The organism is Vibrio sp. R15-SG3-ISO1B (assembly GCF_059833835.1).
In genome coordinates this window covers 85,040-109,814 of the sequence record NZ_JCBDGG010000031.1, presented here as the reverse complement: position 1 = coordinate 109,814, position 24,775 = coordinate 85,040, and the positions used below count along the sequence as shown (strand labels likewise).

At 49.4% G+C, this 24,775-nt stretch carries 22 protein-coding genes; 4 read left to right on the top strand and 18 right to left on the bottom strand.

The genetic code is table 11. The features are described from left to right. Nucleotides 1-10: 10 nt before the first annotated feature. The 8 genes from fabF to yceD form a co-directional block, all read right to left on the bottom strand. Nucleotides 11-1,255 carry a beta-ketoacyl-ACP synthase II gene (gene fabF / locus AC6R0S_RS09450; RefSeq protein ID WP_500637781.1) on the bottom strand — a complete coding sequence of 415 codons (1,245 nt, stop codon included), beginning with the start codon at nucleotides 1,253-1,255 and terminating at the stop codon, nucleotides 11-13. Between the two features lie 91 nt (nucleotides 1,256-1,346). Next, entirely contained in the window at nucleotides 1,347-1,580 is a 234-nt protein-coding gene (acpP, locus tag AC6R0S_RS09445; RefSeq protein ID WP_004406112.1) for an acyl carrier protein, read from the bottom strand. Nucleotides 1,581-1,885: 305 nt separating this feature from the next. Next, nucleotides 1,886-2,620 carry a 3-oxoacyl-ACP reductase FabG gene (fabG, locus tag AC6R0S_RS09440; RefSeq protein ID WP_334552782.1) on the bottom strand — a complete coding sequence of 245 codons (735 nt, stop codon included), beginning with the start codon at nucleotides 2,618-2,620 and terminating at the stop codon, nucleotides 1,886-1,888. 26 nt (nucleotides 2,621-2,646) lie between these two features. Further along, nucleotides 2,647-3,573, bottom strand: coding sequence for an ACP S-malonyltransferase (fabD, locus tag AC6R0S_RS09435; protein WP_500626105.1), 927 nt, complete (start codon nucleotides 3,571-3,573; stop codon nucleotides 2,647-2,649). 107 nt (nucleotides 3,574-3,680) lie between these two features. Then, nucleotides 3,681-4,661, bottom strand: a complete 981-nt coding sequence (locus tag AC6R0S_RS09430) for a beta-ketoacyl-ACP synthase III (RefSeq protein ID WP_334552535.1) — start codon at nucleotides 4,659-4,661, stop codon at nucleotides 3,681-3,683. Between the two features lie 5 nt (nucleotides 4,662-4,666). Continuing rightward, nucleotides 4,667-5,707 carry a phosphate acyltransferase PlsX gene (plsX, locus tag AC6R0S_RS09425; RefSeq protein ID WP_334552536.1) on the bottom strand — a complete coding sequence of 347 codons (1,041 nt, stop codon included), beginning with the start codon at nucleotides 5,705-5,707 and terminating at the stop codon, nucleotides 4,667-4,669. A 9-nt stretch (nucleotides 5,708-5,716) separates the two neighbouring features. Further along, nucleotides 5,717-5,887 (bottom strand): 50S ribosomal protein L32, encoded by a 171-nt coding sequence (gene rpmF / locus AC6R0S_RS09420; RefSeq protein WP_014232495.1) that lies wholly within the window; start codon nucleotides 5,885-5,887, stop codon nucleotides 5,717-5,719. Nucleotides 5,888-5,935: 48 nt separating this feature from the next. Next, the gene (yceD, locus tag AC6R0S_RS09415; RefSeq protein ID WP_500637780.1) at nucleotides 5,936-6,460 is read right to left on the bottom strand and encodes a 23S rRNA accumulation protein YceD; all 525 of its coding nucleotides are present in this window, start codon (nucleotides 6,458-6,460) and stop codon (nucleotides 5,936-5,938) included. 149 nt (nucleotides 6,461-6,609) lie between these two features. Here yceD and AC6R0S_RS09410 point away from each other — a divergent pair, with 149 nt between their 5' ends. Next, complete coding sequence (locus tag AC6R0S_RS09410) at nucleotides 6,610-7,191, top strand: Maf family protein (RefSeq protein WP_500637779.1); 582 nt, start codon at nucleotides 6,610-6,612, stop codon at nucleotides 7,189-7,191. 46 nt (nucleotides 7,192-7,237) lie between these two features. Here AC6R0S_RS09410 and rluC read toward each other — a convergent pair whose 3' ends face one another. Next, nucleotides 7,238-8,179 carry a 23S rRNA pseudouridine(955/2504/2580) synthase RluC gene (gene rluC / locus AC6R0S_RS09405; protein ID WP_500637778.1) on the bottom strand — a complete coding sequence of 314 codons (942 nt, stop codon included), beginning with the start codon at nucleotides 8,177-8,179 and terminating at the stop codon, nucleotides 7,238-7,240. Between the two features lie 571 nt (nucleotides 8,180-8,750). On the opposite strand from rluC, the gene rne reads away from it, so the two are divergent. Continuing rightward, the gene (gene rne, locus AC6R0S_RS09400) at nucleotides 8,751-11,795 is read left to right on the top strand and encodes a ribonuclease E (protein WP_500632686.1); all 3,045 of its coding nucleotides are present in this window, start codon (nucleotides 8,751-8,753) and stop codon (nucleotides 11,793-11,795) included. Between the two features lie 258 nt (nucleotides 11,796-12,053). Beyond that, a complete protein-coding gene (locus AC6R0S_RS09395) occupies nucleotides 12,054-13,613 on the top strand; it encodes a SulP family inorganic anion transporter (protein ID WP_334552541.1) in 1,560 nt (519 codons plus the stop codon). Nucleotides 13,614-13,686: 73 nt separating this feature from the next. Here the strand turns inward: AC6R0S_RS09395 and rnd are convergent, their stop codons facing one another. From rnd to AC6R0S_RS09355, 8 genes are all read right to left on the bottom strand, one after another. Further along, a complete protein-coding gene (rnd, locus tag AC6R0S_RS09390) occupies nucleotides 13,687-14,802 on the bottom strand; it encodes a ribonuclease D (protein ID WP_500637777.1) in 1,116 nt (371 codons plus the stop codon). A 110-nt stretch (nucleotides 14,803-14,912) separates the two neighbouring features. Next, nucleotides 14,913-16,604 carry a long-chain-fatty-acid--CoA ligase FadD gene (gene fadD / locus AC6R0S_RS09385; protein ID WP_334552543.1) on the bottom strand — a complete coding sequence of 564 codons (1,692 nt, stop codon included), beginning with the start codon at nucleotides 16,602-16,604 and terminating at the stop codon, nucleotides 14,913-14,915. 108 nt (nucleotides 16,605-16,712) lie between these two features. Beyond that, nucleotides 16,713-17,570: an alpha/beta fold hydrolase gene (locus tag AC6R0S_RS09380; protein ID WP_500637776.1), complete on the bottom strand. Its 858-nt coding sequence runs from the start codon at nucleotides 17,568-17,570 to the stop codon at nucleotides 16,713-16,715. Next, nucleotides 17,567-18,103: a Slp family lipoprotein gene (locus AC6R0S_RS09375; RefSeq protein WP_500630312.1), complete on the bottom strand. Its 537-nt coding sequence runs from the start codon at nucleotides 18,101-18,103 to the stop codon at nucleotides 17,567-17,569. Before AC6R0S_RS09375 ends, AC6R0S_RS09380 begins: the two co-directional genes overlap by 4 nt. A 32-nt stretch (nucleotides 18,104-18,135) precedes the next feature. Then, nucleotides 18,136-18,438 (bottom strand): chromosome partitioning protein ParA, encoded by a 303-nt coding sequence (locus tag AC6R0S_RS09370; RefSeq protein ID WP_500637775.1) that lies wholly within the window; start codon nucleotides 18,436-18,438, stop codon nucleotides 18,136-18,138. A 25-nt stretch (nucleotides 18,439-18,463) separates the two neighbouring features. After that, nucleotides 18,464-19,180, bottom strand: coding sequence for a tRNA (adenosine(37)-N6)-threonylcarbamoyltransferase complex dimerization subunit type 1 TsaB (gene tsaB / locus AC6R0S_RS09365; RefSeq protein WP_500637774.1), 717 nt, complete (start codon nucleotides 19,178-19,180; stop codon nucleotides 18,464-18,466). Nucleotides 19,181-19,203: 23 nt separating this feature from the next. Then, complete coding sequence (yoaA, locus tag AC6R0S_RS09360; protein ID WP_500630315.1) at nucleotides 19,204-21,120, bottom strand: DNA repair helicase YoaA; 1,917 nt, start codon at nucleotides 21,118-21,120, stop codon at nucleotides 19,204-19,206. Nucleotides 21,121-21,233: 113 nt separating this feature from the next. Continuing rightward, nucleotides 21,234-21,434, bottom strand: coding sequence for a hypothetical protein (locus AC6R0S_RS09355; protein ID WP_500630316.1), 201 nt, complete (start codon nucleotides 21,432-21,434; stop codon nucleotides 21,234-21,236). A gap of 266 nt (nucleotides 21,435-21,700) precedes the next feature. Here AC6R0S_RS09355 and purU point away from each other — a divergent pair, with 266 nt between their 5' ends. Beyond that, a complete protein-coding gene (gene purU / locus AC6R0S_RS09350; protein WP_487901103.1) occupies nucleotides 21,701-22,534 on the top strand; it encodes a formyltetrahydrofolate deformylase in 834 nt (277 codons plus the stop codon). A 68-nt stretch (nucleotides 22,535-22,602) separates the two neighbouring features. Here the strand turns inward: purU and AC6R0S_RS09345 are convergent, their stop codons facing one another. Next, entirely contained in the window at nucleotides 22,603-24,606 is a 2,004-nt protein-coding gene (locus AC6R0S_RS09345; RefSeq protein WP_500637788.1) for an FAD-dependent oxidoreductase, read from the bottom strand. Nucleotides 24,607-24,775: the final 169 nt, after the last annotated feature.

The window sequence follows — 24,775 nt, the reverse complement described above, 5'->3', positions numbered from 1 at the left end:
GTAGCACGGTTTAGATCTTTTTGAACACCAACGAGCCGTTTGTACCACCAAAGCCGAATGAGTTACAAATCGCGTAATCCATCGATACTTCTTTCGCAGTGTGCGGCACAAGATCGATATCCTCTAACCCTTCTTCCGGGTTATCAAGGTTGATCGTCGGCGGCACAATTTGATCGCGCAAAGAGAGTACGGTAATGATGGCTTCTACTGAGCCCGCAGCACCCAACAAGTGACCTGTCATCGACTTGGTTGATGACACTTTGACTTGTTTCGCGCCCGATTCACCCAGTGCACGGCGGATGCCTTTCACTTCCGCGACGTCGCCTGCTGGCGTCGATGTACCGTGTGCATTCACGTAGCCAACTTGTGTGCCTTCGATACCCGCGTCACGCATGGCCGCTTCCATTGCCAATGCACCGCCTGAGCCATCTTCACTTGGCGAAGTCATGTGGTAAGCGTCACCTGACATACCAAAGCCAACCACTTCAGCGTAAATTTTCGCGCCACGCGCTTTCGCGTGTTCGTACTCTTCTAGCACCATCATGCCTGCGCCATCACCAAGAACAAAACCGTCACGGTCTTTGTCCCAAGGGCGAGAGGCTTTTTGAGGCGCATCATTACGAGTAGACAGTGCTTTCGCTGCACCAAAACCTGCCATACCAAGTGGGGTGGACGCTTTTTCTGAGCCACCCGCCACCATCGCTTCGCAATCGCCATACGCGATCATACGCGCTGCATGGCCGATGTTGTGCAGACCAGTTGTACACGCCGTCGAGATCGCAATATTTGGACCACGTAGACCACGCATAATTGATAAGTTACCCGCCACCATGTTAACAATGGTCGATGGGACGAAGAACGGACTCACTTTACGTGGACCTTTCTCGACCAATGCTGAGTGACCCGCTTCAATCAAGTCAAGGCCACCAATGCCTGAACCGATAGCGACGCCCACTCGTGCAGCGTTTTCTTCGTTAATTTCTAAGCCAGAGTCATCAAGAGCCTGAATACCCGCTGCGATACCGTACTGGATGAACAAGTCCATCTTACGTGCATCTTTCTTTGACATGTATTCTGTGCAATCAAAATCTTTGACTAGGCCTGCAAAACGAGTTGAGAAATTTTCAGTATCAAAGTGCTCGATATTGACGATACCACTTTGACCAGCTAGCAGGGCTTTCCAAGAGGATTCTACAGTGTTGCCTACCGGTGACAACATACCCATGCCAGTGACAACAACACGACGCTTGGACACGATTTTATTCTCCGGGTTTGAAATGATTCTATGGGAGGTATAGAAGAGTTGATAAAACACAGGCGGCCAGTTGGCCGCCTGAGAGAGGGGTTTACTGAGCGCTGTTTACGTAGTCGATTGCAGCTTGAACAGTAGTGATCTTCTCAGCTTCTTCGTCTGGAATCTCAGTGTCGAATTCTTCTTCTAGAGCCATTACTAGTTCAACAGTGTCTAGAGAATCGGCACCTAGGTCATCAACGAAAGAAGCTTCGTTTTTCACTTCTGCTTCGTCTACACCTAGCTGTTCAACAATGATTTTCTTTACGCGTTCTTCGATGTTGCTCATTTTTTCTTTTCCTTTACAGATTTCGCTCAATGCGATGATTCCGTAGTTTATTCGAACTATTGAAAGTTGCAAGTGGGACCTTGCTGGTCAAACCACAATTTTAGCGATTTTAACCGAAATTCAATACATTTTTGACTTAAATCATGCACAAATCTTGTGCACTTCGCTGCCAATAAACACTGACTATAGGCTATTTTTATGACATTAAATAGCCAATTTGGCGACATTGGGTACAAATTGAAGATTCAGCAAAGTTTCGAGTGATATTTGATGTAAAAGTTCACTTTCACTTGCTAAAGCCCAATTTAAACCATGTACATCCCGCCATTTACGTGCAAAGTTTCGCCGGTGATGTATGCCGCTTCTGGGGAAGCCAGAAATACCACTGCCGACGCAATCTCACGTGGGTCACCAAGACGACCCGCTGGGACGTTCGATAGTGTTGCCGCACGCTGATCGTCGTTCAATGCTTTGGTCATGTCTGTCTCAATAAAGCCAGGCGCCACAGTATTCACTGTGATGCCGCGAGACGCAACTTCACGTGCCATTGATTTAGTAAAACCAATCACGCCAGCTTTCGCTGCCGCGTAGTTAGCCTGACCTGCGTTACCCATAGTGCCAACCACAGAACCTACGTTGATGATACGGCCATGACGCTTTTTCATCATGCCGCGCAATACCGCTTTTGACATACGGAAAATCGGCGTGAGGTTGGTATCGATGATGTCGTTCCACTCATCGTCTTTCATACGCATCAGCAAGTTGTCACGTGTGATACCTGCGTTATTCACTAGGATGTCAATCGCACCAAACTCGTCATTAATGGTTTTCAGGGTTGACTCGATGGAGTTCACGTCTGTGACGTTTAACGCGAGTCCTTTACCTTTGTCCCCTAGGTATTCGCTGATCGCTGCCGCACCGCCTTCAGAGGTTGCAGTACCGATCACTGTCGCACCACGCTCAACCAATAGTTCAGCGATAGCACGGCCGATACCACGGCTAGCACCGGTAACCAGTGCGATTTTACCTTCAAGATTCATCATGTTTGTTGTTTCCTTTGAGTCGCTTATGACTTAGCTGCTTCGAGTGAAGCGACATCGTTAACGGCTGCGCCGCTAAGCGTTTTTACAATACGTTTCGTCAAGCCAGTCAATACTTTACCTGGGCCAAATTCTAACAGTGATTCGACGCCTTGCTCGCTCATGAGCTGAACACTTTCCGTCCAACGCACCGGGCTGTAAAGCTGACGCACCAGTGCTTCTTTGATTTTCGCAGGATCGGTCTCTGCCACGACATCCACGTTGTTGATGACGGGTAAAGACGGCGTCTTGAACTCGATCTCTTCTAGTGCAACCGCCAGTTTATCCGCCGCAGGCTTCATCAGAGCGCAGTGAGAAGGCACAGAGACAGGTAAAGGCAACGCACGCTTTGCGCCCGCTTCTTTACATAAGGCGCCCGCACGTTCCACCGCCGCTTTACTGCCGGCGATAACAACTTGACCTGGCGAGTTAAAGTTAACAGGAGAGACAACCTCGCCTTGCGCTGCGTCTTCACACGCTTGAGCAATCGCGGCATCGTCAAGACCGATAATTGCATACATAGCGCCCGTGCCCGCTGGTACCGCTTCTTGCATTAAGCGGCCGCGCAATTCAACCAGCTTGATCGCCTGCTGGAAATCAATCACACCTGCACACACAAGTGCAGAGTACTCACCTAAGCTGTGACCCGCTAGGTTGGCTGGCAGCTCTTGTCCTAGCTCTTGCCACACACGCCATACCGCAACCGACGAGGCTAGCAGCGCAGGCTGGGTGCGAAATGTCTGGTTAAGATCTTCCACTGGCCCATCTTGCACCAACGCCCAAAGATCGTAACCGAGTGCTTCTGAAGCCTCAGCAAACGTCGCTTTCACTACTGGGTATTGCTCGCCAAGTTCAGCCAACATGCCAACGGCTTGCGATCCTTGACCTGGAAATACGATAGCAAACTTGCTCATACTCTTTTCCTTAACTCAATTTCTTTTAAGACTTGATTCGGTTGCTCTTTCTGCTGTCAGAAAGAAAAGATGCCACTGCGGCATCTTCAATTTGAATTCTTGCGTGATTAAAACTTCACTAGGGCTGAACCCCATGTGAAGCCACCGCCAAAGGCTTCAAGCAGCAAGGTTTGCCCACGCTGAATACGCCCATCACGTACGGCTTCATCAAGTGCAGTCGGTACTGTCGCCGCAGAGGTGTTACCGTGCCTATCCAGTGTGACCACGACTTGATCCATCGACATCGCCAACTTCTTCGCGGTCGCAGAAATAATGCGAAGGTTCGCCTGATGTGGCACCAACCAATCCAGCTCGGTTTTATCCATGCCGTTTTGCTTGAGAGTTTCCGTCACGAGGCGAGACAACTGAGTCACCGCCACTTTGAAGACTTCATTACCCGCCATGTGCAACCAGCTATTGATGTCATCACTGTGCTCAAAGTCACTGCTGATTTCTTCACGGCGATTAGGGTATTTCAAGCTCAGTAGATCGCCAAAGCGACCGTCGGCATTAATGGTGGTCGACAAAATACCCGGCTCATCACTCGCGCCTACGATAACCGCACCAGCGGCATCACCAAACAAGATCACGGTCGAGCGATCACTCGGGTCACAGGTTTTGGATAACGCATCAGCGCCGATCACCAAGATGTGTTTGCAATGACCGGTTTTGATGTACTGATCGGCCACCGACAGTGCGTAAACAAAGCCGGAACACGCCGCAGCCATGTCAAACGCTGGGCAGTGTTTAATGCCAAGCAAAGCTTGCACCTGACAGGCCGCTGATGGAAATGCATGTGAACCACTGGTGGTCGCAACAAGAATCATGTCGATGTCGTTCTTGTCAATGCCTGCCATCTCGATAGCATTTTTCGCCGCTTGGTAACCCATATCTGCAACGGTTTCATTTTCCGCAGCAATACGACGCTCTTTAATACCCGTGCGAGCAACAATCCACTCATCACTTGTATCTACCATTTTCTCTAAGTCTGCGTTTGAACGCACCTGAGATGGCAGGTAGCTGCCAGTACCTAAAATTTTGCTATACATGAAGACTAGTAATGCCTCTCTTGGGGTTGCTGATCGAACAGAACCGTTTCCAAACGATCACTAATACGGCTTGGTACTTGTCGTTTGACCTCGTGTAGTGCTTCACCAATGGCATTGATGACCGCGTCTACATCAGCACTTCCATGGCTTTTTATGACAATGCCGCGCAATCCTAGCAAACTTGCGCCGTTATACTGGTCGGGGTTCAGGGTTTTTAGCTCATTAAATAAGCCAGAAAATAATTTTCTTGCAATCCAACCCTTTATAGATGAGGCCATCATGTGTGATTTCAACTTATCGATAAAGAGTTGCGCTGTCCCTTCACAGGTTTTGAGGCAGATATTGCCCACAAAACCATCACAAACGACAACATCCGCGGCATCGCGTAACAATTGGTTGCCTTCAATATAGCCGACAAAATTGACCGACTGAGTCTGAGAAAGCATTTCAGCGCAGCGTTTAACAAGATCATTACCTTTGATCTCTTCAGCGCCGATATTGAGAATAGCGACTCGTGGCGGTTTACCCAAGTATTGTTCGACTAACGCACTGCCCATCACCGCAAATTGAAACAGCGAATCGGCGTCACTCGAGACATTGGCACCTAAATCCAACATCCAGGTTTTACCGCCGGATGCCGTTGGCAACGCAGAAATTAACGCAGGACGTTCAATACCCGGTAAAAGCTTAAGCTTGAAGCGTGACAATGCCATTAACGCGCCGGTGTTGCCACCGCTGACACACGCATCCGCTTCAGCGTTGGATACCGCATCGATTGCCATCGCCATGGACGTATTCGCACTATTGCGCAGCGCTAGAGAAGGTTTTTCTGAGTTAGAAATGACTCGGTCACTGTGCACAACGCGTAACCGTGCGTTGGACTGAACACCAAGTTGGGAGAGTTGGGTTGTGATCATGTGCTGATCACCCAAGATGATCACTTTTAGCTCTGGGAAATGCGACAGTGCCTGCACGGCGGCAGGCACTGTAACGCGAGGACCGAAATCCCCGCCCATTGCATCAAGTGCAACGGTTATATTTTGCAAAGGTCAACCTTACTTGTTGATAACCTTCTTGCCGCGGTAGTAACCTTCAGCAGTCACGTTGTGACGTAGGTGAGTTTCACCTGAAGTTGCGTCAACAGAAAGTGCAGCTGTAGTTAGGGCATCGTGTGAACGACGCATACCACGCTTAGAACGTGTTTTACGGTTTTTTTGTACGGCCATTGACCCTACTCCTATGTTAGTTCTTAAAGTGTCTTGCTTACTAAAAAGTTAACGCTTTAAGCTTTTCAAAACATCGAATGGATTCGGCTTCTCTTCCACTACCTCTTCTGGAAGGTCACCAAACACCATGTTATCTGAATCAACGCTACAATCCGCTTCATCATGCATTGCTACTTGAGGCAAGTTGAGAATGAACTCGTCTTCAACTAACTGTATTAGGTCGACTTCACCGTACTCGTTCAGATCTACCAAATCGTACTCTTCCGGTGCGTCTTCTTCACTCTTCTCGCTATAGTATGGCGTGTAAGTGAATTCGACTTCGCACTCATGTGCGAAAACCTCATTACAGCGTTGACACTCTAAATCGACTTTGATGTTAGCTTTACCAGAGATAACAACAAGTCGCTGTTCATCCAACTCAAATGACAATGACACTTGAGCGTCGCGTTTAACGCCTTCGACCGATTCGCTTAAGCGCTTAAAAAGACTTTCTTGAATGATACCATCATAATCAAGACGCTTTTGAGCCGCTCTTGCGGGATCAACCGTTCGCGGTATTTTTACCTTTTGCATAGGGCGCGAATTCTATCTTCCAATTCATTTTGAGTCAAAGAAAAAGGAGAAAAAGTTGGACTTTTTTTCCTTTGCTCCACCAGGGCAATGATCTTAGCAAAAAGATCCTTTAAGCTCACCTAAATCAAACAAAACACTGATGATTTAAAATGTACTCTTACCCACTCGTCTTAGCGTCCACCTCTCCTTACCGTAAACTATTGTTGGAAAAACTCGGTCTCACGTTTAGCGCCATCGCACCAGACTGTGACGAAACGCCACTAAGAAACGAATCACCTCAAGCGTTAGTGGAACGTCTCGCAGTGGGTAAAGCGCAAGGTTGTTCACTATCGCAGCCGAGCCTTGTCATCGGTAGCGATCAAGTGTGTGTGATTGACGGCGAAATTGTTGGTAAGCCCCATACACGTGAGCGCGCCATTGAACAATTGCGTCGGCAAAGCGGCCGTGCGATCTGTTTTTACACCGGCGTTGCCTTATTCAACAGTGCCACCCAAGCGCTGCACACCCGCGTCGATACGTTTACCGTCCATTTTCGCACGCTGACCGAGCAGCAAATTGAGCACTATGTCGATAAAGAGCAACCCTTTTATTGCGCAGGGAGCTTTAAAAGTGAAGGGTTAGGTATTGCGCTGTTTGAGCGCTTAGAAGGCAAGGACCCCAACACCTTGGTCGGATTACCCTTGATTGATTTGGTTGATATGCTTGAGCAAGAGGGCGTATCCGTCCTTTAGACTGACACGCACTCTTGTTACTCATCACACGCAGGAACCACTGGGGTTAGGACCTTAGCCCGGCTAACGCCTTTTCAAGCTTTGGCTCCATCGGCGCGCTGATCTCCATCCAATCTTGCGTCTGCGGATGGACAAATTGGATCGTCGCCGCATGTAAAAACAGGCGATCCAAACCGACTTGCCCGGTATAGGCATCAAACCGGCGATCTCCATATCGGTCATCCCATGCGATAGGATGACCTGCATATTGGGTGTGCACACGGATCTGGTGAGTGCGCCCTGTAATTGGACTGGCCTGAATTAAGGTAGCCTGTTCAAACTCTTCGATTATTTTAAAGCGCGTCTCAGACGCTTTGCCATTGGGGTTGACGCGCACAATGCTGTTTACTTCGTTTTTCAACAGTGGCGCATTGACCACTTTGCAACTGCGCTTCCATTTCCCCATCACGAGAGCAAAGTAACGCTTTTTGACGGTTTTCTCTCTAAATTGCGCTTGCAGGTGACGCAGTGCTGACCGTTTTTTAGCCACAAGTAAAATCCCAGATGTGTCACGGTCGATACGGTGCACCAATTCCAAAAATCGAGCTTGGGGCCTCAATGCTCTCAACGCTTCAATCGCACCGAACTTCAAGCCACTGCCACCATGGACTGCGGTACCCGAGGGTTTATTGAGAATGAGTAAGTGATCATCTTCGAAAATGATCATCTGCTCTAGCTCCGCCACCTTACTCAGCTTTGTGCTTGGGGCAATGTCTTCGGTTTTTTCTTCGACCGTCACCGGCGGAATTCGAACCAAGTCACCCGCTTGCAGTTTGTACTCAGCTTTGACGCGTTTTTTGTTCACTCGTACTTCGCCTTTGCGCAAAATGCGGTAAACCACACTTTTCGGCAGGCTTTTGAGTTGGTTGCGCAAAAAGTTATCAATACGCTGACCAGCCATGTCGTCATCTATATCGACGAATTGGACTTTCGTTCTAATTTCGCTCATCGGGCTATTCTAACACTCTCATAACCGTGCTTGAAATCACATTTCCTCTGTAATTTAAACGCGGTTTTATCTCAAACAATGAGTCTCAGTTCTGCTACGGATACTTTTTAACCGTGGCATTTGCAAATCTGTATTAAAACCAAACTAATAACTTTAAATACAAGGTTTTATAAAAAACAAAATTTGATTTTTTAGCGTTTTATTATAAAGCAGATTGCTGTGTTTACTGGGTACTGCTATAGTTCACACCTGCAATAAATGATTTGGTTGCATTTTACACAAACCCAATCATCTTAGCGCAAGACGGTAAGTAGCCCGCTAATTTAGCAAAATGCAGCATACGGCGTAAGACATTTTCGACATTAGTAAAATTGTTGCCCTGCTTACTGCTCCATCATGTTTGAGTATCGACCGCTAATGATAGCGGCTTACACGCCAGCGCGTGTAAGACTGAAGTGCCCTGAGAGCATCCCTCCAGCCGGGAGGCTGCAACGACATAAGCCATGGGATCAGGCACCGTGATAGAGAAAAAAGGCAACAATATACAAAAGAATGACAACGAGATTTATCAATGAAAAGAATGTTAATTAACGCAACTCAAAAAGAAGAGTTGCGTGTTGCACTGGTTGATGGCCAGCGACTGTATGATCTAGATATCGAAAGTCCAGGACATGAATCAAAGAAAGCAAATATCTACAAAGGACGTATCACCCGCATCGAACCTAGTCTAGAGGCCGCCTTCGTTGACTACGGTGCAGAAAGACACGGTTTCCTCCCTCTCAAAGAAATTGCCCGCGAATACTTCCCTAACGGTTACACCTATCAAGGTCGTCCAAGCATTAAAGAAGTGCTAAAGGAAGGCCAAGAAGTGATCGTGCAGGTAGAGAAAGAAGAGCGTGGTAGTAAAGGCGCAGCCTTAACCACCTTTATCTCTCTTGCGGGTAGTTACCTTGTATTAATGCCAAACAACCCACGCGCGGGTGGTATTTCTCGACGCATTGAAGGCGACGAGCGTACTGAACTCAAAGCGGCATTGAGCACGCTTGAGCTCCCGCAAGGCATGGGACTGATTGTTCGCACCGCCGGTGTGGGCAAAAGTGCTGAAGAGCTGAAGTGGGACTTGAACGTTCTGCTTAACCATTGGGGTGCGATCAAACAAGCCTCTGATGCGAATCCAGCACCGTTCTTGATTCACCAAGAAAGTAACGTGATTGTCCGAGCGATTCGTGACTATTTGCGCCGCGATATTGGTGAAATCCTGATCGACAGCAACACCATTTACGAACGTGCACTTGAGCACATCCGTTTGGTGCGTCCTGACTTTGTCAATCGTGTGAAAAAGTACGATGGTGAAGTGCCACTGTTTAGCCACTACCAAATTGAAAGCCAGATAGAATCTGCCTTCCAACGCGAAGTGCGCCTGCCTTCAGGCGGTTCTATCGTTATTGACCCAACGGAAGCGTTGACGTCTATCGATATCAACTCGGCACGCGCCACCAAAGGCGGCGACATTGAAGAGACAGCGCTCAATACTAACCTAGAAGCGGCGGATGAGATCGCACGCCAATTGCGTTTACGTGATTTGGGTGGCCTGGTCGTTATCGACTTCATCGACATGACACCGGTGCGTCACCAGCGTGAAGTTGAAAACCGCCTTCGTGACGCGGTTCGTATGGACAGAGCGCGCGTGCAAATTGGTCGTATCTCTCGCTTTGGCTTGCTAGAAATGTCTCGTCAACGCCTAAGCCCGTCGCTTGCAGAAGCAAGCCACCATATTTGTCCTCGCTGTAGCGGTACAGGCGTGGTGCGTGATAACGAATCACTCGCCCTGTCAGTATTGCGCTTGATTGAAGAAGAAGCACTAAAAGACAACACTGCCCAAGTGTTGGCTGTAGTTCCTGTACCTATCGCTTCTTACTTGTTGAATGAAAAACGTCGCTCGGTTAACCACATCGAACGCATTCAAGAAGTTAAAATTACCGTGGTACCGAACTCTGACATGGAAACCCCTCACTTCGATGTGATTCGTGTACGTGAAGGTGAAGAGTTTGATCTGCTCTCTTATTTGCTACCACAAAAATTGGAAGCGATGAAGGAAGCAGAAAGCCGTGATGTTGCAGAAACAGAAGTGAAACCGAAGAAAATCGAAGAGCCTGCTCTTAAAGGATTTGCCTCGGCAACACCATCTGCACCAACGCCACCACCTGCTGCGCCAAAAGCGGTAGAGAAACCGGTTGAAGAGACTCCGGCTCAACCTGGCGTCGTTGCTCGCCTGTTTAAAGCACTGGCTGGCTTCTTGTTTGGTTCTAATAGCGAAGCAGAGAAGAAAGAAGAAAAACCAGTCGAAAGCGAGAAGAAAGACAACGCGAGTAACAACAATCGCAACCGTCGTGGTCGTAATGACAATCGCCGTCGTAACAACAATCGTGATGACAAACGCGATAACCGTGATGACCGCCGTCGCAATAGCAACCGTGATGACCGCCGTCGCAATAGCAACCGTGATGACAAGCGTCGCAATAACAATCGCGATGAAGTCGAAGCAACAGAAAGCAACGCGACCACTGAGCGTAAGAGCCAGAACCGCAAGCCAAAGCAAGATCGCCGCAATACCAAGCGCGATGATGCCACAAAAGGCAATGCGAAAGTTGCGGAAGAAGGATTGAAGCTTGCCGCTGATGCCCAGCAAACTGAGCCTACCAAAGCGCGTGAAGAGAAAACTGAAAAAGTGAAAGAGCGTCGCCAGCGCCGCAAACTCACCAAACAGGTTCGCGTGAAAGATCAACAAGCTCAGGCCCAAGCCGATGCCAATGCTCAAGAAGCAAAAGCTGAGGCGGTTGTTGAGTCCGTTGAACAGACGAACGACACAGCGAATGAACAAGCTGAACAGCCTAAGCAGCGCCGCAACCGCCGCTCACCGCGTCACTTACGTGCAAGTGGTCAGCGTCGTCGTCGTGGACGTGATCGTCGCCCTAACCCGTTCCGTTTGCGCAAAGGCGGTGTCGCGTCACCAGAAATGGCGATGGGTAAAGTGATGCCAAGCTACGGCATTACTAAACCAACTGCGAAGCCTAAAGTGGAAAAAGAGACCACAGAGGTAACAGTGACCCTTGGTGGATTTGCCTGCCCAGAAATGGCAATGGGTAAAGTGATCATTCGTCGCGAGCAACCTGTCCAGGCTCAAGCTGAGACCGTGCCTTCACCAGTGGAAGCCGAAGTGGTGAACGTCACTCCTGAAGCACCTAAAGCGGTCAAAGCCGAAACGGTAGAGGCTCCAGCGCCAGTTGAAGCCGTTGCAGACAAGGTGGTTGAAGAGACCGTCGCGACGGAATCAGCGCCAGCGGACGTCTCTGAGCTAGTGACCCCAGCTGTTGAACCCGTAGTTGAACAGGCAGAAGTCAAACCGGAACCGAAAGTAGTTAAGCCAGCGAAGGCTTCTCCTCTGAAAGGATTTGCTTCTGCGCCGATGGCTAAAGCCCCTGGCAGCGATGAAATGAAAGAGATTTCAGTGGTCGCCGCGCCTCTTCGTCAAGAGCGCTATCAGCCTAAAGGAGCCGGCAGTCAAGTCGCGCGCAACCAGGCAAGCGCAGCGATGGCAAAGCCACAAGGTTACTAATACAACCTTAATCCCTCAGTAAGACAGCCCCTTTTTGGGGCTGTTTTTTCTCTGTGATACACCCTCACTGTGTCACACACCACATGCTACACTCTAGTCATTATTGAACTTAATCACACTTTTAGGTAGCATTCGCGGTCACGAACTGAATTAACGTTTTAGCAACCCTTTCGATACCCATATCAAAAGTATCATCGCATTTTGCGCACTATGACGTCATTCAGACTAGGCCTAACTCATGAGCAGAACAAAATAAGTATGTTTGAATTTCCTCAATTTTCTAAGCACTCGGTGAAAAACGATGTGCTCTCTGGCCTAACGGTCGCCCTGGCTTTAGTCCCAGAAGCCGTCGCTTTCGCGTTTGTCGCCGGCGTTGACCCTATGGTTGGCCTGTACGCCGCCTTTATTGTTGGTTTAATTACGTCCATTTTTGGCGGTCGTCCAGGTATGATTTCAGGCGCGACGGGTGCCATGGCCGTGGTTATGGTTTCACTGGTTGCCAGTCATGGCGTACAGTATTTATTCGCTGCCATCATGCTTGCCGGCATCTTACAAGTCGCCGCGGGTATCTTTAAGCTAGGTAAATTTATTCGCATCGTACCTCACCCTGTGATGATCGGCTTTGTGAATGGATTGGCGATCGTTATCTTCCTCGCTCAGTTAGGCCAATTTAAAGCCCCGGATATCAACGGTATGCTGACTTGGCTACCACAAGGTCAAATGATGCTGATGTTGGGCTTAGTTGCGCTGACCATGGCCATCATCCATTTCTTGCCTAAAATCACTACAGCAGTGCCCTCTTCGCTCGTGGCCATCGTGACCGTCACCGCTTTGGTGGTGGGTTTAGACCTCGAAACACGTACCGTGGTTGACTTTCTTCGTACCATGTCTGGTGATGATGCTGCGACACTGGCGGGCTCACTGCCCACCTTCTCCATCCCTATGGTGCCGTTTACCCTTGAGACGCTGCAAATCATCCTACCCTACGCCATCATTTTAGCGGCGATTGGCCTGATCGAATCACTATTAACCCTGACGGTTCTCGATGAAATGACCAATACTCGCGGTCAATCTAACCGCGAATGTATCGGCCAAGGTATGGCGAACATGACTTGCTCCGTCTTTGGCGCGATGGGTGGTTGTGCCATGATTGGTCAATCGATGATTAACGTCAATTCGGGTGGTCGTGGCCGCCTTTCCGGTATTGTTGCTGCGGTTGCCTTGCTGATGTTTATTTTATTTGCGTCGGCTCTGATTGAGATGATTCCGCTGGCGGCTCTGGTTGGCGTCATGTTTATGGTTGTGATCGGTACCTTTGAATGGGCAACCTTCAAACTAGCACGCCGCGTACCAAAACAAGATTTCTTCGTGATTGTTCTCGTCACTGTGGTCACGGTATTAACTGACCTGGCCGTCGCCGTTGCGGTCGGTGTGATCGCTTCTGCCTTAATGTTTGCATGGCAGCACGCCAAACACATTTATGCTGATACGCGCATCAATGACGAGGGGTCAAAAGAGTACAAGATTCATGGTCCGGTGTTTTTTGGCTCTACCGCCAACTTCCTCGAGTTGTTTAACGCACAAGATGATCCAAGTGATGTGATCGTCGATTTTGCCGACTCTCGCGTCACTGACCACTCAGCGATTGAGGCCATTGAAACCTTGGCGGATCGCTACGCGACCGTCGGTAAGACATTGCACCTGCGCCATCTCAGTCCAGACTGCCGTAAGCTGCTACATAAAGCCGGTAGCTTAGTGGAAATCAATGTCAAAGAAGACCCAAGCTACAAGGTGGCCACCGACGTCTTAGCAGGCTAACGGTTCGCTTTTATCGATAGCACAGAAACAGTAAGGGCTTCCACTTGGAAGCCCTTTTTATTAACCGCGATGATTACATCAGTTGATTCAACTTTTCGCCCACTAAGGACTTACGCCATCCTTGCATCACGTCCGGTAAGGCCGCAGGATCTCGGTCTTTTTTCCACACCCAAGTGATGATCTGATTGAGCTGTTTTTTCGAGGCAATGAATTCAGTCGCCAGACCTGAGCTTTGTCCAGCGTGTTTAACTTCATCCTTTAGACGTTTAAACACCTGCTTGTAGCCTGGTAAATCCATCAAACGTTCAATTTTCTCTGGGTACTCGTCGACTGGCGTCATTTTGGCTTCTTTCACCAACGAAATGAGTCGCGTAGCATGACGTTGCACGGATCTTGGGTCCATGCCTTCTTGCTCCATACGCTGCTTGTTTTGCAAACCCAGTCTCGCGACGTTGAGCAAATCATTTTCTTTAAACACAAAGTTTAACGCTAAGTCACGACGCAGCGCTTCTTTATAACGCCAAGTGGCCAGAGGCTTCAATATGGCCAGCTCTTTAGGTTTCAGTTGCCATGCGCCCTTGATGTCTAAATAAGCGTTAGCTGGATCGATACTTTTGATTCGCTTTGCGGCCAGCATTTCGCTCTCCTGCTGCGCTGCGTCCCACCAGCCTGCTTGAGTCACTGCATCAAGCAGTTTTTCATACAGTGGCAAGAGGTAGAACACGTCTGCCGCCGCGTAGTCGAGTTGCTTATCTGAGAGTGGACGAGCTAACCAATCGGTGCGTGATTCACTTTTATCGAGCTCTACACCTAAGTAGTGATCAACCAGGGCAGCAAAGCCGGTTGACAGGCCATGGCCGAGAAACGCCGCCATCACTTGCGTGTCTACCATGGGAAACGGCAAGCAATCGAAGCTATTGTTAAACACTTCTAAATCTTCACCACAGGCGTGGAGCACTTTCAGCACCGAGCTGTCTTTGAGCAGAGCCACAAACTCACTCATGTCATCAATCACGGTTGGATCGATTAATGAGAGCTGCTCGCCATCGAACAGTTGTATCAGCCCTAGCTGCGGGTAGAAGGTGCGCGTTCTGACAAACTCGGTATCGAGCATCACTACATCCACCTGGCGTGCTTGCTGGCAGATAGAGTTTAGTTGTTGGGTATCGGTAATGATTTGGTAATTCACAAAGGTCTCGCTACGCCTATAGAGTGGCGTTCTAGTTGCGGCACATAAAAAATGCCGACCATGGTTATGTCGGCATTCTAACATCAAAGCTTACGATCTGCTTAGCGAGTTTAGCTATCGTGCTTGGCCAGATTCGCTTCGTTTTCCTCTCGCAGAACGCGACGTAAAATCTTACCAACGTTGGTTTTAGGTAAGTCTTCTCTAAACTCAACCAATTTTGGCACTTTATAGCCGGTCAGATGCTTACGACAGTGAGCAATCACTTCCTCTTTGGTGAGGCTTGGATCTCGCTTGACAACGTACACTTTGACCACTTCACCAGAGACATCGTGAGATTGTCCGATTGCCGCCACTTCCAGCACCTTGCCATGCAGAGCAACCACATCTTCTATCTCATTCGGGTAGACGTTGAAACCGGAGACCAGAATCATGTCTTTTTTACGATCGACAATATAAATCATGCCGTGCTCATCGAATTTGACGATGTCACCCGTTGATAACCAACCTTCGCTGTTGATCACCTCTTTAGTCGCTTCCGGACGCTGCCAGTAACCTTGCATCACTTGAGGGCCACGTACTTGTAGTTCTCCAACCTCGGTGGTTGGTAATACCTGTCCGGCATCATCCACAATACGCACTTCCGTTGAAGGAACAGGCAATCCAATCGCACCTGTGTAGTCTTTCAAATCGTAAGGGTTCCCCGTTACTAGCGGCGAGCATTCGGTCAGACCATAGCCTTCAAGTAAGTGAATGCCAGTTGTCTTCTTCCATTGGTCGGCAACCGCGCGCTGCACCGCCATGCCACCACCAACGGCGAGCTTAAGCTTGCTGAAATCAAGTTCGTGGAAATCTTCATTGCTCACCAAGGCATTGAACAAGGTGTTCACCCCAGTGATCGCGGTGAAAGGGTGCTTTTGCAACTCTTTGACAAAGCCTGGAATGTCTCTTGGGTTGGTGATCAACAGGTTCTGGCACCCCAGTTCAACAAACAGCAAACAGTTCACCGTCAGAGCGAATACGTGATACAGCGGCAGCGCTGTTACCACTAATTCACGCCCTTCTGTCAAGACAGGGCCGTAAGCACCTTTCGCCTGCAAAACGTTAGCAATCATATTGCGGTGGGTTAGGATTGCGCCTTTCGCCACCCCTGTCGTCCCGCCCGTGTATTGCAAGAATGCAATGTCATCCCCCGACATAAACGGCTTCACGTACTGTAGACGACGGCCTTTGTGGAGGGCTTTGCGCATCGAGATCGCCCCAGGCAAGTCATATTTTGGCACCATGCCTTTGACGTACTTAACGACAAAATCGACCAAGGTACCTTTCGCTCGAGGCAGCATTTGCCCAAGGCTCGTCAACACCACGTGCTTAACAGGCGTGTTCTCCACCACTTGCTCAAGCGTACTGGCAAAGTTGGAGACAATCACAATCGCTTTGGCACCAGAGTCATTGAGCTGATGCTCCAACTCACGTGGCGTGTAAAGCGGGTTAACGTTGACGGCGATCAGCCCAGCTCGCAATACACCAAACAGGGCGACCGGATATTGCAGCAAGTTTGGCATCATCAACGCGACGCGATCACCCTTTTGCAACTTAAGATCGTTTTGTAAATAGGCGGCAAACGCTCGGCTGCGTTCCTCCAATTTACGGAAGGTCATCACCGACCCCATATTCACAAAAGCAGGTTGATCCGCGTATTTTTGTACGGACTGCTCAAACATCTCAACCAGAGATGGATACTGGTCCGGGTTAATGTGCTCAGGTACATCGCTTGGATAGCGTGACAACCAAGGTTTATCCACGTTAATACTCCTCGAAAAAACAGCGTGCGCGCGCCGATATCGTTATGTTGTTATTGGCCTATTACAGCACAGGCGCAGCGCCCGCGCACGGAAGACTCAAACACTTGTTTAAATTTTGTTAACTAAGCCAAAAATTAGGTCAGATACTCTAGAAGGATGCTCTAAATGGCAGTGATGTCCGCCCGAGAGGGTGACAAACTCGCGCACCGGATTTGCCTCTGACGTCATGGGCTTCAAATGAGAAAAGCCTTGCTCTCCCAGCACAATGATCTGAGGGCAGACTATCGCATCGCGGATCGCTTGAGCATGCTGATGAGACATCCGGTAGAGGGAGTCACTTTGCAAAGCGGTGTCATGGCGCCAAGCCCAGCCCTGTTCGGTTTGCTTAATTCCGCGCAGCACAAGCGGCGTAATTTGTGCCTCCGTCAGCGAGTTGACCGAGGCACGCCGGGCTACCGCATCGTCCGCTGAGCTCATCAAACGCACAGGCTTACGACGAATACGTTGGCGGCTCATCACCCCTTGGCGCAATCTTGTGACCGCACACTCCGGCGTCTCCGCAAGCGGCCCATCGCCTTCAATCTGGACTAATCCAGCCACCTGTTCTGGAAACGCGGCACTATAGCAACTTGCGATCAAAGCACCAAGCGAATGTCCAACCAATACGGTTCTGTTTGGCGATAACTTAGCCAAAACTTGGTAAACATCGTCGATATAGTCATGAAACGAATAGAAATGAGGAGAGGCTTTATGAAATGAGAGCCCATGTCCAGGCAAGTCTACGGCGCACAAGTGGGCGTGAGGTAACTGATGCGCTAGTGCTGTCATTACAGTAGTGAAACTGGCGGCGTTGTCTAACCAACCGTGCAAAAAAACGACCGAGACACCGGCCGTTTGTTTATCTCCTAGCTCAAGGGTGGCGACCTTGCCGCCGTCAATCTGGTAGTGGCAATGTTCAAACGTCATTTGACTTCCTGAATCACGCGCCCTTCTCTTGGTCGGTACCCCACATCACGACAGTAGTAGCCTCGGCAAGGGAACATATAGCTGCCAAAGTCATCCACAATCACACGCTCTTCAATACGCCACAAGTGAAGGGTCGCTTGTTTCATCACTGGAAACTGATGTAAGTAATCACCGACTTTACCCTCTTCGACACCCGCAGATTGCCCCAGCGTCGTGATCAAGCGTCCTTCAGCTAAGCTAACAGGGTCCACAAAACCGGGCACATAGGCGACGTAGCGACCGTTGGGCTCTTGCGTGATGTCAGGCTTGCCACTACTTGAGATAGGCAGATTGACTATTTCTATCCGCGTTTGTGAATCCAGATTCTTCACGTCGGCAATCACGCCGCCAAGGCGCACAGGGTGAGATTGTGAGGCGTCCCACTGCGCGTAATCTGTCACGAGCGCAGGGTCGTCATTCACTAGCTGTGTGGGTAGTGTGCTGCATGCCGTCATGAGAAACGTAGTCGCAAAAAGGAGTAGTGCTGATTTCATCGGAGACTCTTTATCGGTAAAAGGAAAGTGTGCTAGATATAGAGATCGACACCAAGCATCTGCGAGAGTTCATCGCGCTTCGCCTGATGCATCACATTCATATACTCTTCCATCGCTTTACGGCTCTTGCCTTCTGGAAGATCATATTGAACCTTCGCCCGTTCGACGTCAGATTCTGTGATGGGGCGAATAGAATTCGCAACGGCGTTTGCCACCTTGGTCGGCTGCGAAACCTCGTTACCCTTACTTTGCTTGTTTACCCCCTGTTTTTTATTGGCTTTATTCGCACGATTCGGTCCGGGGACCGAGGGGGGTAAACCGTTTATAGACACCATACTATTCACTCATTTCGCTGTGCGCTCACTGGGCAGAGTATAATTCACGCCCAGGAAGCTTTTTCCACGCAACCGTATCGCGAAGATAAACAGGGCTGGCTTCTTCTGCACTGACACTGCGTCCCTCTCGCCAAGCTTGCTCGGCCAAGATCACCATATCCTGCGCATCCGGGAACAGCACATCACCCGCTTTCAGCGTTAATGGGAGTTCCGCCAGCGGCGCTTGATAGGTTTGCCACCCCGTTCCTGCCGTGTGCCAGCACTGCGCATCAGAAGGCGTGCGTTGAACGAGCTCATCGGGAGCAATCACGCACTCCTCATCCACATTGGCCCAGCTGCCATCTTCTTGACGCTGAAAACGTCCCCAATACACTTCACTCATGCGAGCATCAATGGCGCACGCAACTTGCTCCGCTTGGTGGAGACGGTAGCTACCTTGAGCCATCGCGGCGAGTGTCGACACACCAATCATGGGCAGATCCGCACCAAACGCTAAACCTTGTGCAATACCAATGCCAATACGTACGCCAGTAAAACTACCCGGGCCTTGACCAAAGGCTAACGCGTCTAAATCTTGTAGCGTAAGCCCGGCTTCTTTTAGCACTTCATCGACCATAGGAAGAATCTTCTTGGTGTGATCACGCGGGGCGACTTCACTGCGAACAAACACTTTGTCGAAGGCTAATAGGGCCACAGAGCAGTTCTCTGTAGCGGTATCTAGGGCAAGAATTTTTGCGCTCATGATGTTCTCTAAATCTAATTTCATTAATCTTTATTGGGCTGGAGGAACTGCTTTATCGCTTCAATATCCCGTGTACGAGGAATTGGAGGTAAACTGGCTAAGAACACACCACCGTAATCACGTGTTACTAATCGATTATCACAAATGATTAGCGCTCCCCTGTCCGTTTTATCACGAATCAATCGCCCTACGCCCTGCTTTAACGTAATCACCGCATCAGGAATTTGTACCTGTGCAAACGGGTCTCCCCCTTTTAACTGACAATCCTCAATACGTGCTTTAAGCAGTGGGTCATCGGGCGCGGTAAACGGCAGTTTGTCGATAATAACACAGCTCAGCGCGTCGCCTCTAACATCTATCCCTTCCCAAAAGGCCCCTGTCGCCACCAGCAGTGCATTACCCAACTCCATAAACTCCGCCAAGGTCTTTTGTTTACTTGTCTCACCTTGCATAAGAACCGGGACATTGAGTACCGCGCGAAATCGCTCAGTCAACTCTCGCATCATCGAATGGGAGGTACACAAGAAAAAGCAGCGACCTTGGTTTTGTTCAATGACAGACGCGAGTAAAGCAACCAGTTTGTCTGGTAAACCCGCCGAATTTGGCTCGGGAAGATAACGGGGCACGCAAAGTCTCGCCTGCTGTTGGTAATCAAATGGGCTAGGTAGCGACATCTGCTGAGTGGGCTGTATACCCAAACGAGACGTGAAGTGCGCAAAATCTTGATTAACCGCTAACGTTGCAGAGGTAAATACCCACGCACCGGGTTTGAGCGTCATTTGTTCATGGAACTTATCCGCCACACTCAAGGGCGTAATGTGCAAACTGAAATGACGAGGCGTCGTGTCATACCAGTAGGAGTAGCCCGTGATAGAGACATCACACACGCGCTCCAAGCGCGCTTTGATGGTACTCGCTCGCTCAAAAGCGCTATCAAGCAACTGGCTGCGGCCAAGGGCTAATTTCAACACTTCAACGGTAAAATCAAGGCTCTCTTCAAGACGGTTCAACTCTCGAGCGATCGACGGTGATTTGATCGCTTCACGCCAATTGCCACGAAACCCAGGTTCACCCAGAGTAATGCGCAGATCCATCGCACATTGACCCAGTTTTTCCGCGACCTTTTGCAGTTGACGCATGTCTTTTGCTTCGGTGCGATAGGCGATCTCAATATCTTTGCACAGCTCCTGTATTTGGCGACTGGATAACGACTGACCAAAATACTGGCTAGCAATATCCGGCAGTTGGTGTGCCTCGTCGAATATAAACACGTCCGATTCTGGGATCAGTTCACCAAACCCCGTCTCTTTAATGGCTAAATCGGCCAAAAAGAGGTGATGATTGACGACAACCACATCCGCTTCCATCGCTTTTTTACGCGCTTTGAGTACAAAACAGTCTTGGTAGCTAGGGCACTCTTTTCCCAAGCAGTTATCGTTGGTGGACGTAATGGTCGGAATCACAGGGCTGTCTTCCGCAATCGCATCACAATCGCCCAAATCTCCGGTTTTTGTTTCTGAAGACCAGCTGCGCACTTTGACCAACTGACTGAGTAAGGTCGGATCCGAACTTTGATGGTGACTCTCGAGCATTTGTCGACTTAGACGATCTAGACAGAGATAGTTAGCACGACCTTTCAGCAAGGCCACTTGTCCGTAAAACCCGAGCGCTTCGACCATCAGTGGTAGATCGCGGTGGTAGAGCTGCTCTTGTAAGTTCTTTGAACCAGTACTGATTACGGTTTTCTTGCCGCTTTGCAGCGCGGGCACCAAGTAGGCGAACGTTTTTCCGGTTCCCGTTCCCGCTTCAACCACGAGCTGCGAACCATCTTGAATCGCTTGATGCACCGCCTCGGCCATATCTAACTGTGCTTGGCGAGGCTGAAAGCCTGGGATGGCCTTGCCCAAGGCGCCATCTTGAGTGAAGGTTTTTGCAATCATTCGACAATACGATAAGAGGGGTTATTGGGGATTATGTCAGTTTTTTAAAAAGGGCGCGAATGTGTTTCGCGCCCTAAGTTGGTAGATAAGCAAGTAGAGAGGTAACGAGTGGATTAGCGTTTGTTGAGGTAACGCGCTAACCACGCAGGACCGGAAAATCCAGTGTGCTGATCAAGCATGGCTCTGGCCGCTTCACTTGGCGACGCTTTGCATTCCCACATTTCTCCTAAAATTTGTTCATCAATTTCATGATCACCGAGCAGCGCATGAACACGCTCAGAATACAGTTTGCGGGCGAGGAGTTCTTTATCCATACATACCACCTTAAACAACTCTTTGAGAGTAGAATGAGTCAACCTTGAGCTTATTCGTATTGCCCGAACAGTGCGCCCTCATTTCACTGGCCTGCGACCTTCATTGACGATACAGAGAAGCAGATAATCAATTAACTCAGATTAATTGTTGAAACCAATCTGATATTAGTTTAATTGTAGCTTCAATATTGCGTGTGGCTTCACCGTTCGAAGCGGCGCAAAAATTTTACTTTTAAAAAAAAATAATTCTCGGAAGTATCGACTTAATGGAAAAGAAAACACTACTGACGCACTGTACAGACGCTGCGGGCCTGATTTCTAAAATCACTAACATCTGTTATAAGCATCAACTCAACATCATTCACAACAACGAATTTGTCGACAATACCAGCGGCCACTTCTTCATGCGTACCGAATTGGAAGGTTACTTTAATGATCAAACCTTGTTGGCCGATCTAGACCAAGCGCTACCTGCCGGTACGAAACGTAAATTGATTGGCTCTGAGCGCAAACGCATTGTCATTTTGGTCACCAAAGAAGCGCACTGCTTGGGTGATATTCTTATGAAAAATTACGATGGTAGCCTAGATGTTGAGATTGCGGCCGTGGTCGGTAACTACGACAACCTGCAAAGCCTGACAGAAAAGTTTGACATTCCTTATCACTGCGTCTCTCACGAAGGGTTAAACCGTGAGGAGCATGAGCAGAAAATGCTGGAAGTGATTGAGCAGTATGAACCGCACTACTTAGTGCTCGCGAAATACATGCGCGTTCTTACTCCCTCTTTTGTCGAAAAGTACAACCATAAGATCATCAACATTCACCACAGCTTCTTGCCTGCGTTTATTGGCGCGAAACCATATCAGCAAGCGTATGAGCGCGGTGTCAAAATCATCGGCGCAACGGCGCATTTTGTCACCAACGACCTCGATGAAGGCCCGATCATTAAGCAGGACGTAATTCCAGTCGATCATAACTTCAACGCCCAAGATATGGCGCAAGCAGGTCGCGATGTGGAGAAAAACGTTCTCAGCAAAGCGCTAACCAAAGTCCTTAATGACCATGTATTTGTCTACGGAAACAAGACGGTCATTTTGTAACGCTTTCTCAGTGGGAATAAAAAAACGCCAGATGGAGCGACTCCATCTGGCGTTTTCTATTGAACACATTAGAGCTTAATCGCCAGCTCGACACCTTGTTTAATTGCACGCACCGCATCCAACTCACCGGCATAATCCGCGCCGCCAATCACATGCAGTTTGTCGCCAAACTTCTCCCACTCATTCTCAAACGGACGAACGGATTCTTGGCCCGCGCAGATGATCACTTTGTCGGCCTCGAGTAACTGCTTTTGTTCATCAATCGCAATGTGCAGTCCTTGGTCGTCAATCTTCTCGTAACTCACCCCACCGAGCAGGTGAACCCCACGTTTTTCCAGTGTCCGCTTATGAATCCAACCTGTGGTTTTGCCCGGACCTTTGCCGACACGCCCTTTACGACGTTGCAACACCCACACGGTTTTATCACTGAGCGAATCTGGGTAAGGGAACAAGCCGCCCGGATGTGAAATCGCTTTGTCGATACCCCACTCATGCAGCCAATCGTCAAGATTGTGTCCTTGAGGCTCGGTGAGCATGGTGGCAACGTCGACACCAATGCCGCCGGCTCCCACAATCGCCACCTTGTCGCCAACGTAGGTTTTTTCGCGAATTAGAGTTTGGTAATCCACCACTTTCTCTTGGTTATCAATCCCCTCAATAGTCACTTTACGAGGTTCAACACCACTGGCCATGACCACTTCATCGTACTCCGCCAATAGATCGAAATTCGCTTCCGTCTCTAAATGGAGTTTGACGCCCGTTTCATCAATGCGGTTAGCAAAATAGCGGATGGTTTCACGAAACTCTTCCTTGCCCGGGATCTGCATGGCAAGACGGAACTGACCACCGATACGGTCACTGCGTTCAAACAAATCCACTTGATGGCCTCGCTCGGCCAAAGTCGTGGCACACGCCAGGCCAGCAGGACCTGCGCCCACCACGGCAATGTTTTTCGCCTTCTGCACCGGAGAGACAATCCACTCTTCCTCTCGACAGGCGAGCGGGTTGACTAAGCAGCTTGCACGTTTACCTTTGAAGACATTGTCCAGACAGGCTTGGTTACAACCGATGCAGGTGTTGATGAGCTTCGCCTTGTCCTGCTCGGCTTTGGCGACGAAATATGGGTCTGCTAAGAATGGACGCGCCATCGAGACCATATCCGCATGGCCACTCTCTAAGATTCGCTCCGCTTCATCGGGCATATTGATTCGGTTACACGTCACAATCGGCACATTGACATGCGGCTTCACTTTCTCGGTCACCCACGTAAACGCGCCTCGCGGGACTTGCGTCGCAATGGATGGAATCCGCGCTTCGTGCCAGCCGATGCCGGTGTTGATGATGGTGACCCCAGCCGCTTCTAGCGCTTTGGCGAGCATCACCACTTCATCAAATGTGCTGCCCTCTTCCACCAGATCCAGCATCGATAGACGGAAAATGATAATGAATTCTTCGCCAACTGCTTTTCGAATGGCTTTGACGATCTCTAGGGGAAAACGCATACGATTTTCGTAACTACCGCCCCAATCGTCGTAGCGCATATTGGTTCGTTTACAGATGAACTGGTTAATGAGATAACCTTCCGACCCCATTACTTCCACGCCATCATATCCTGCCAACTGAGCTAACTGCGCACTGTTTGCAAACGCATCGATGGTTTTCTTGATTTGACGAGCACTCATTTCACTCGGCGCAAAACGCGCAATGGGCGCTTTAATGGAAGAGGCACTTTGGGAGAAGGGGTGCATTGCATAGCGACCTGCGTGCAACAGTTGCAACGCAATCTTGCTGCCATGTTGGTGGACCGCTTCGGTCACGACCTTGTGTGCTTGTGCATGTTTCGGCTTACTGAATTCAGCCGAAAATGGATGAAGACGACCGCGCAAATTGGGCGAAAAGCCGCCCGTCACAATTAAACCGACACCGCCTTTGGCACGTTCAGCGTAGAAAGCGGCAAGTTTTCCAAGGCCTTCTTTCTGTTCTTCAAGGCCGGTGTGCATAGAGCCCATCAAGACACGGTTTCGAATCTGAGTAAAGCCGAGATCTAAGGGCTTGAGTAGGTTTGGGTACATGGCAGACATCACTATACTGTTTATTATTGTGGTCTGACCACGATATGAGCTTCTTTATAAAAAATCAAACAGGCGTTTACATTTTTGTAACACCGATCAATCTTACAGTTGTTCCACTCCACGAGTTTCAGTAGGATGGAGGGTGTCCGGACATCTAGGGTAACCCCAT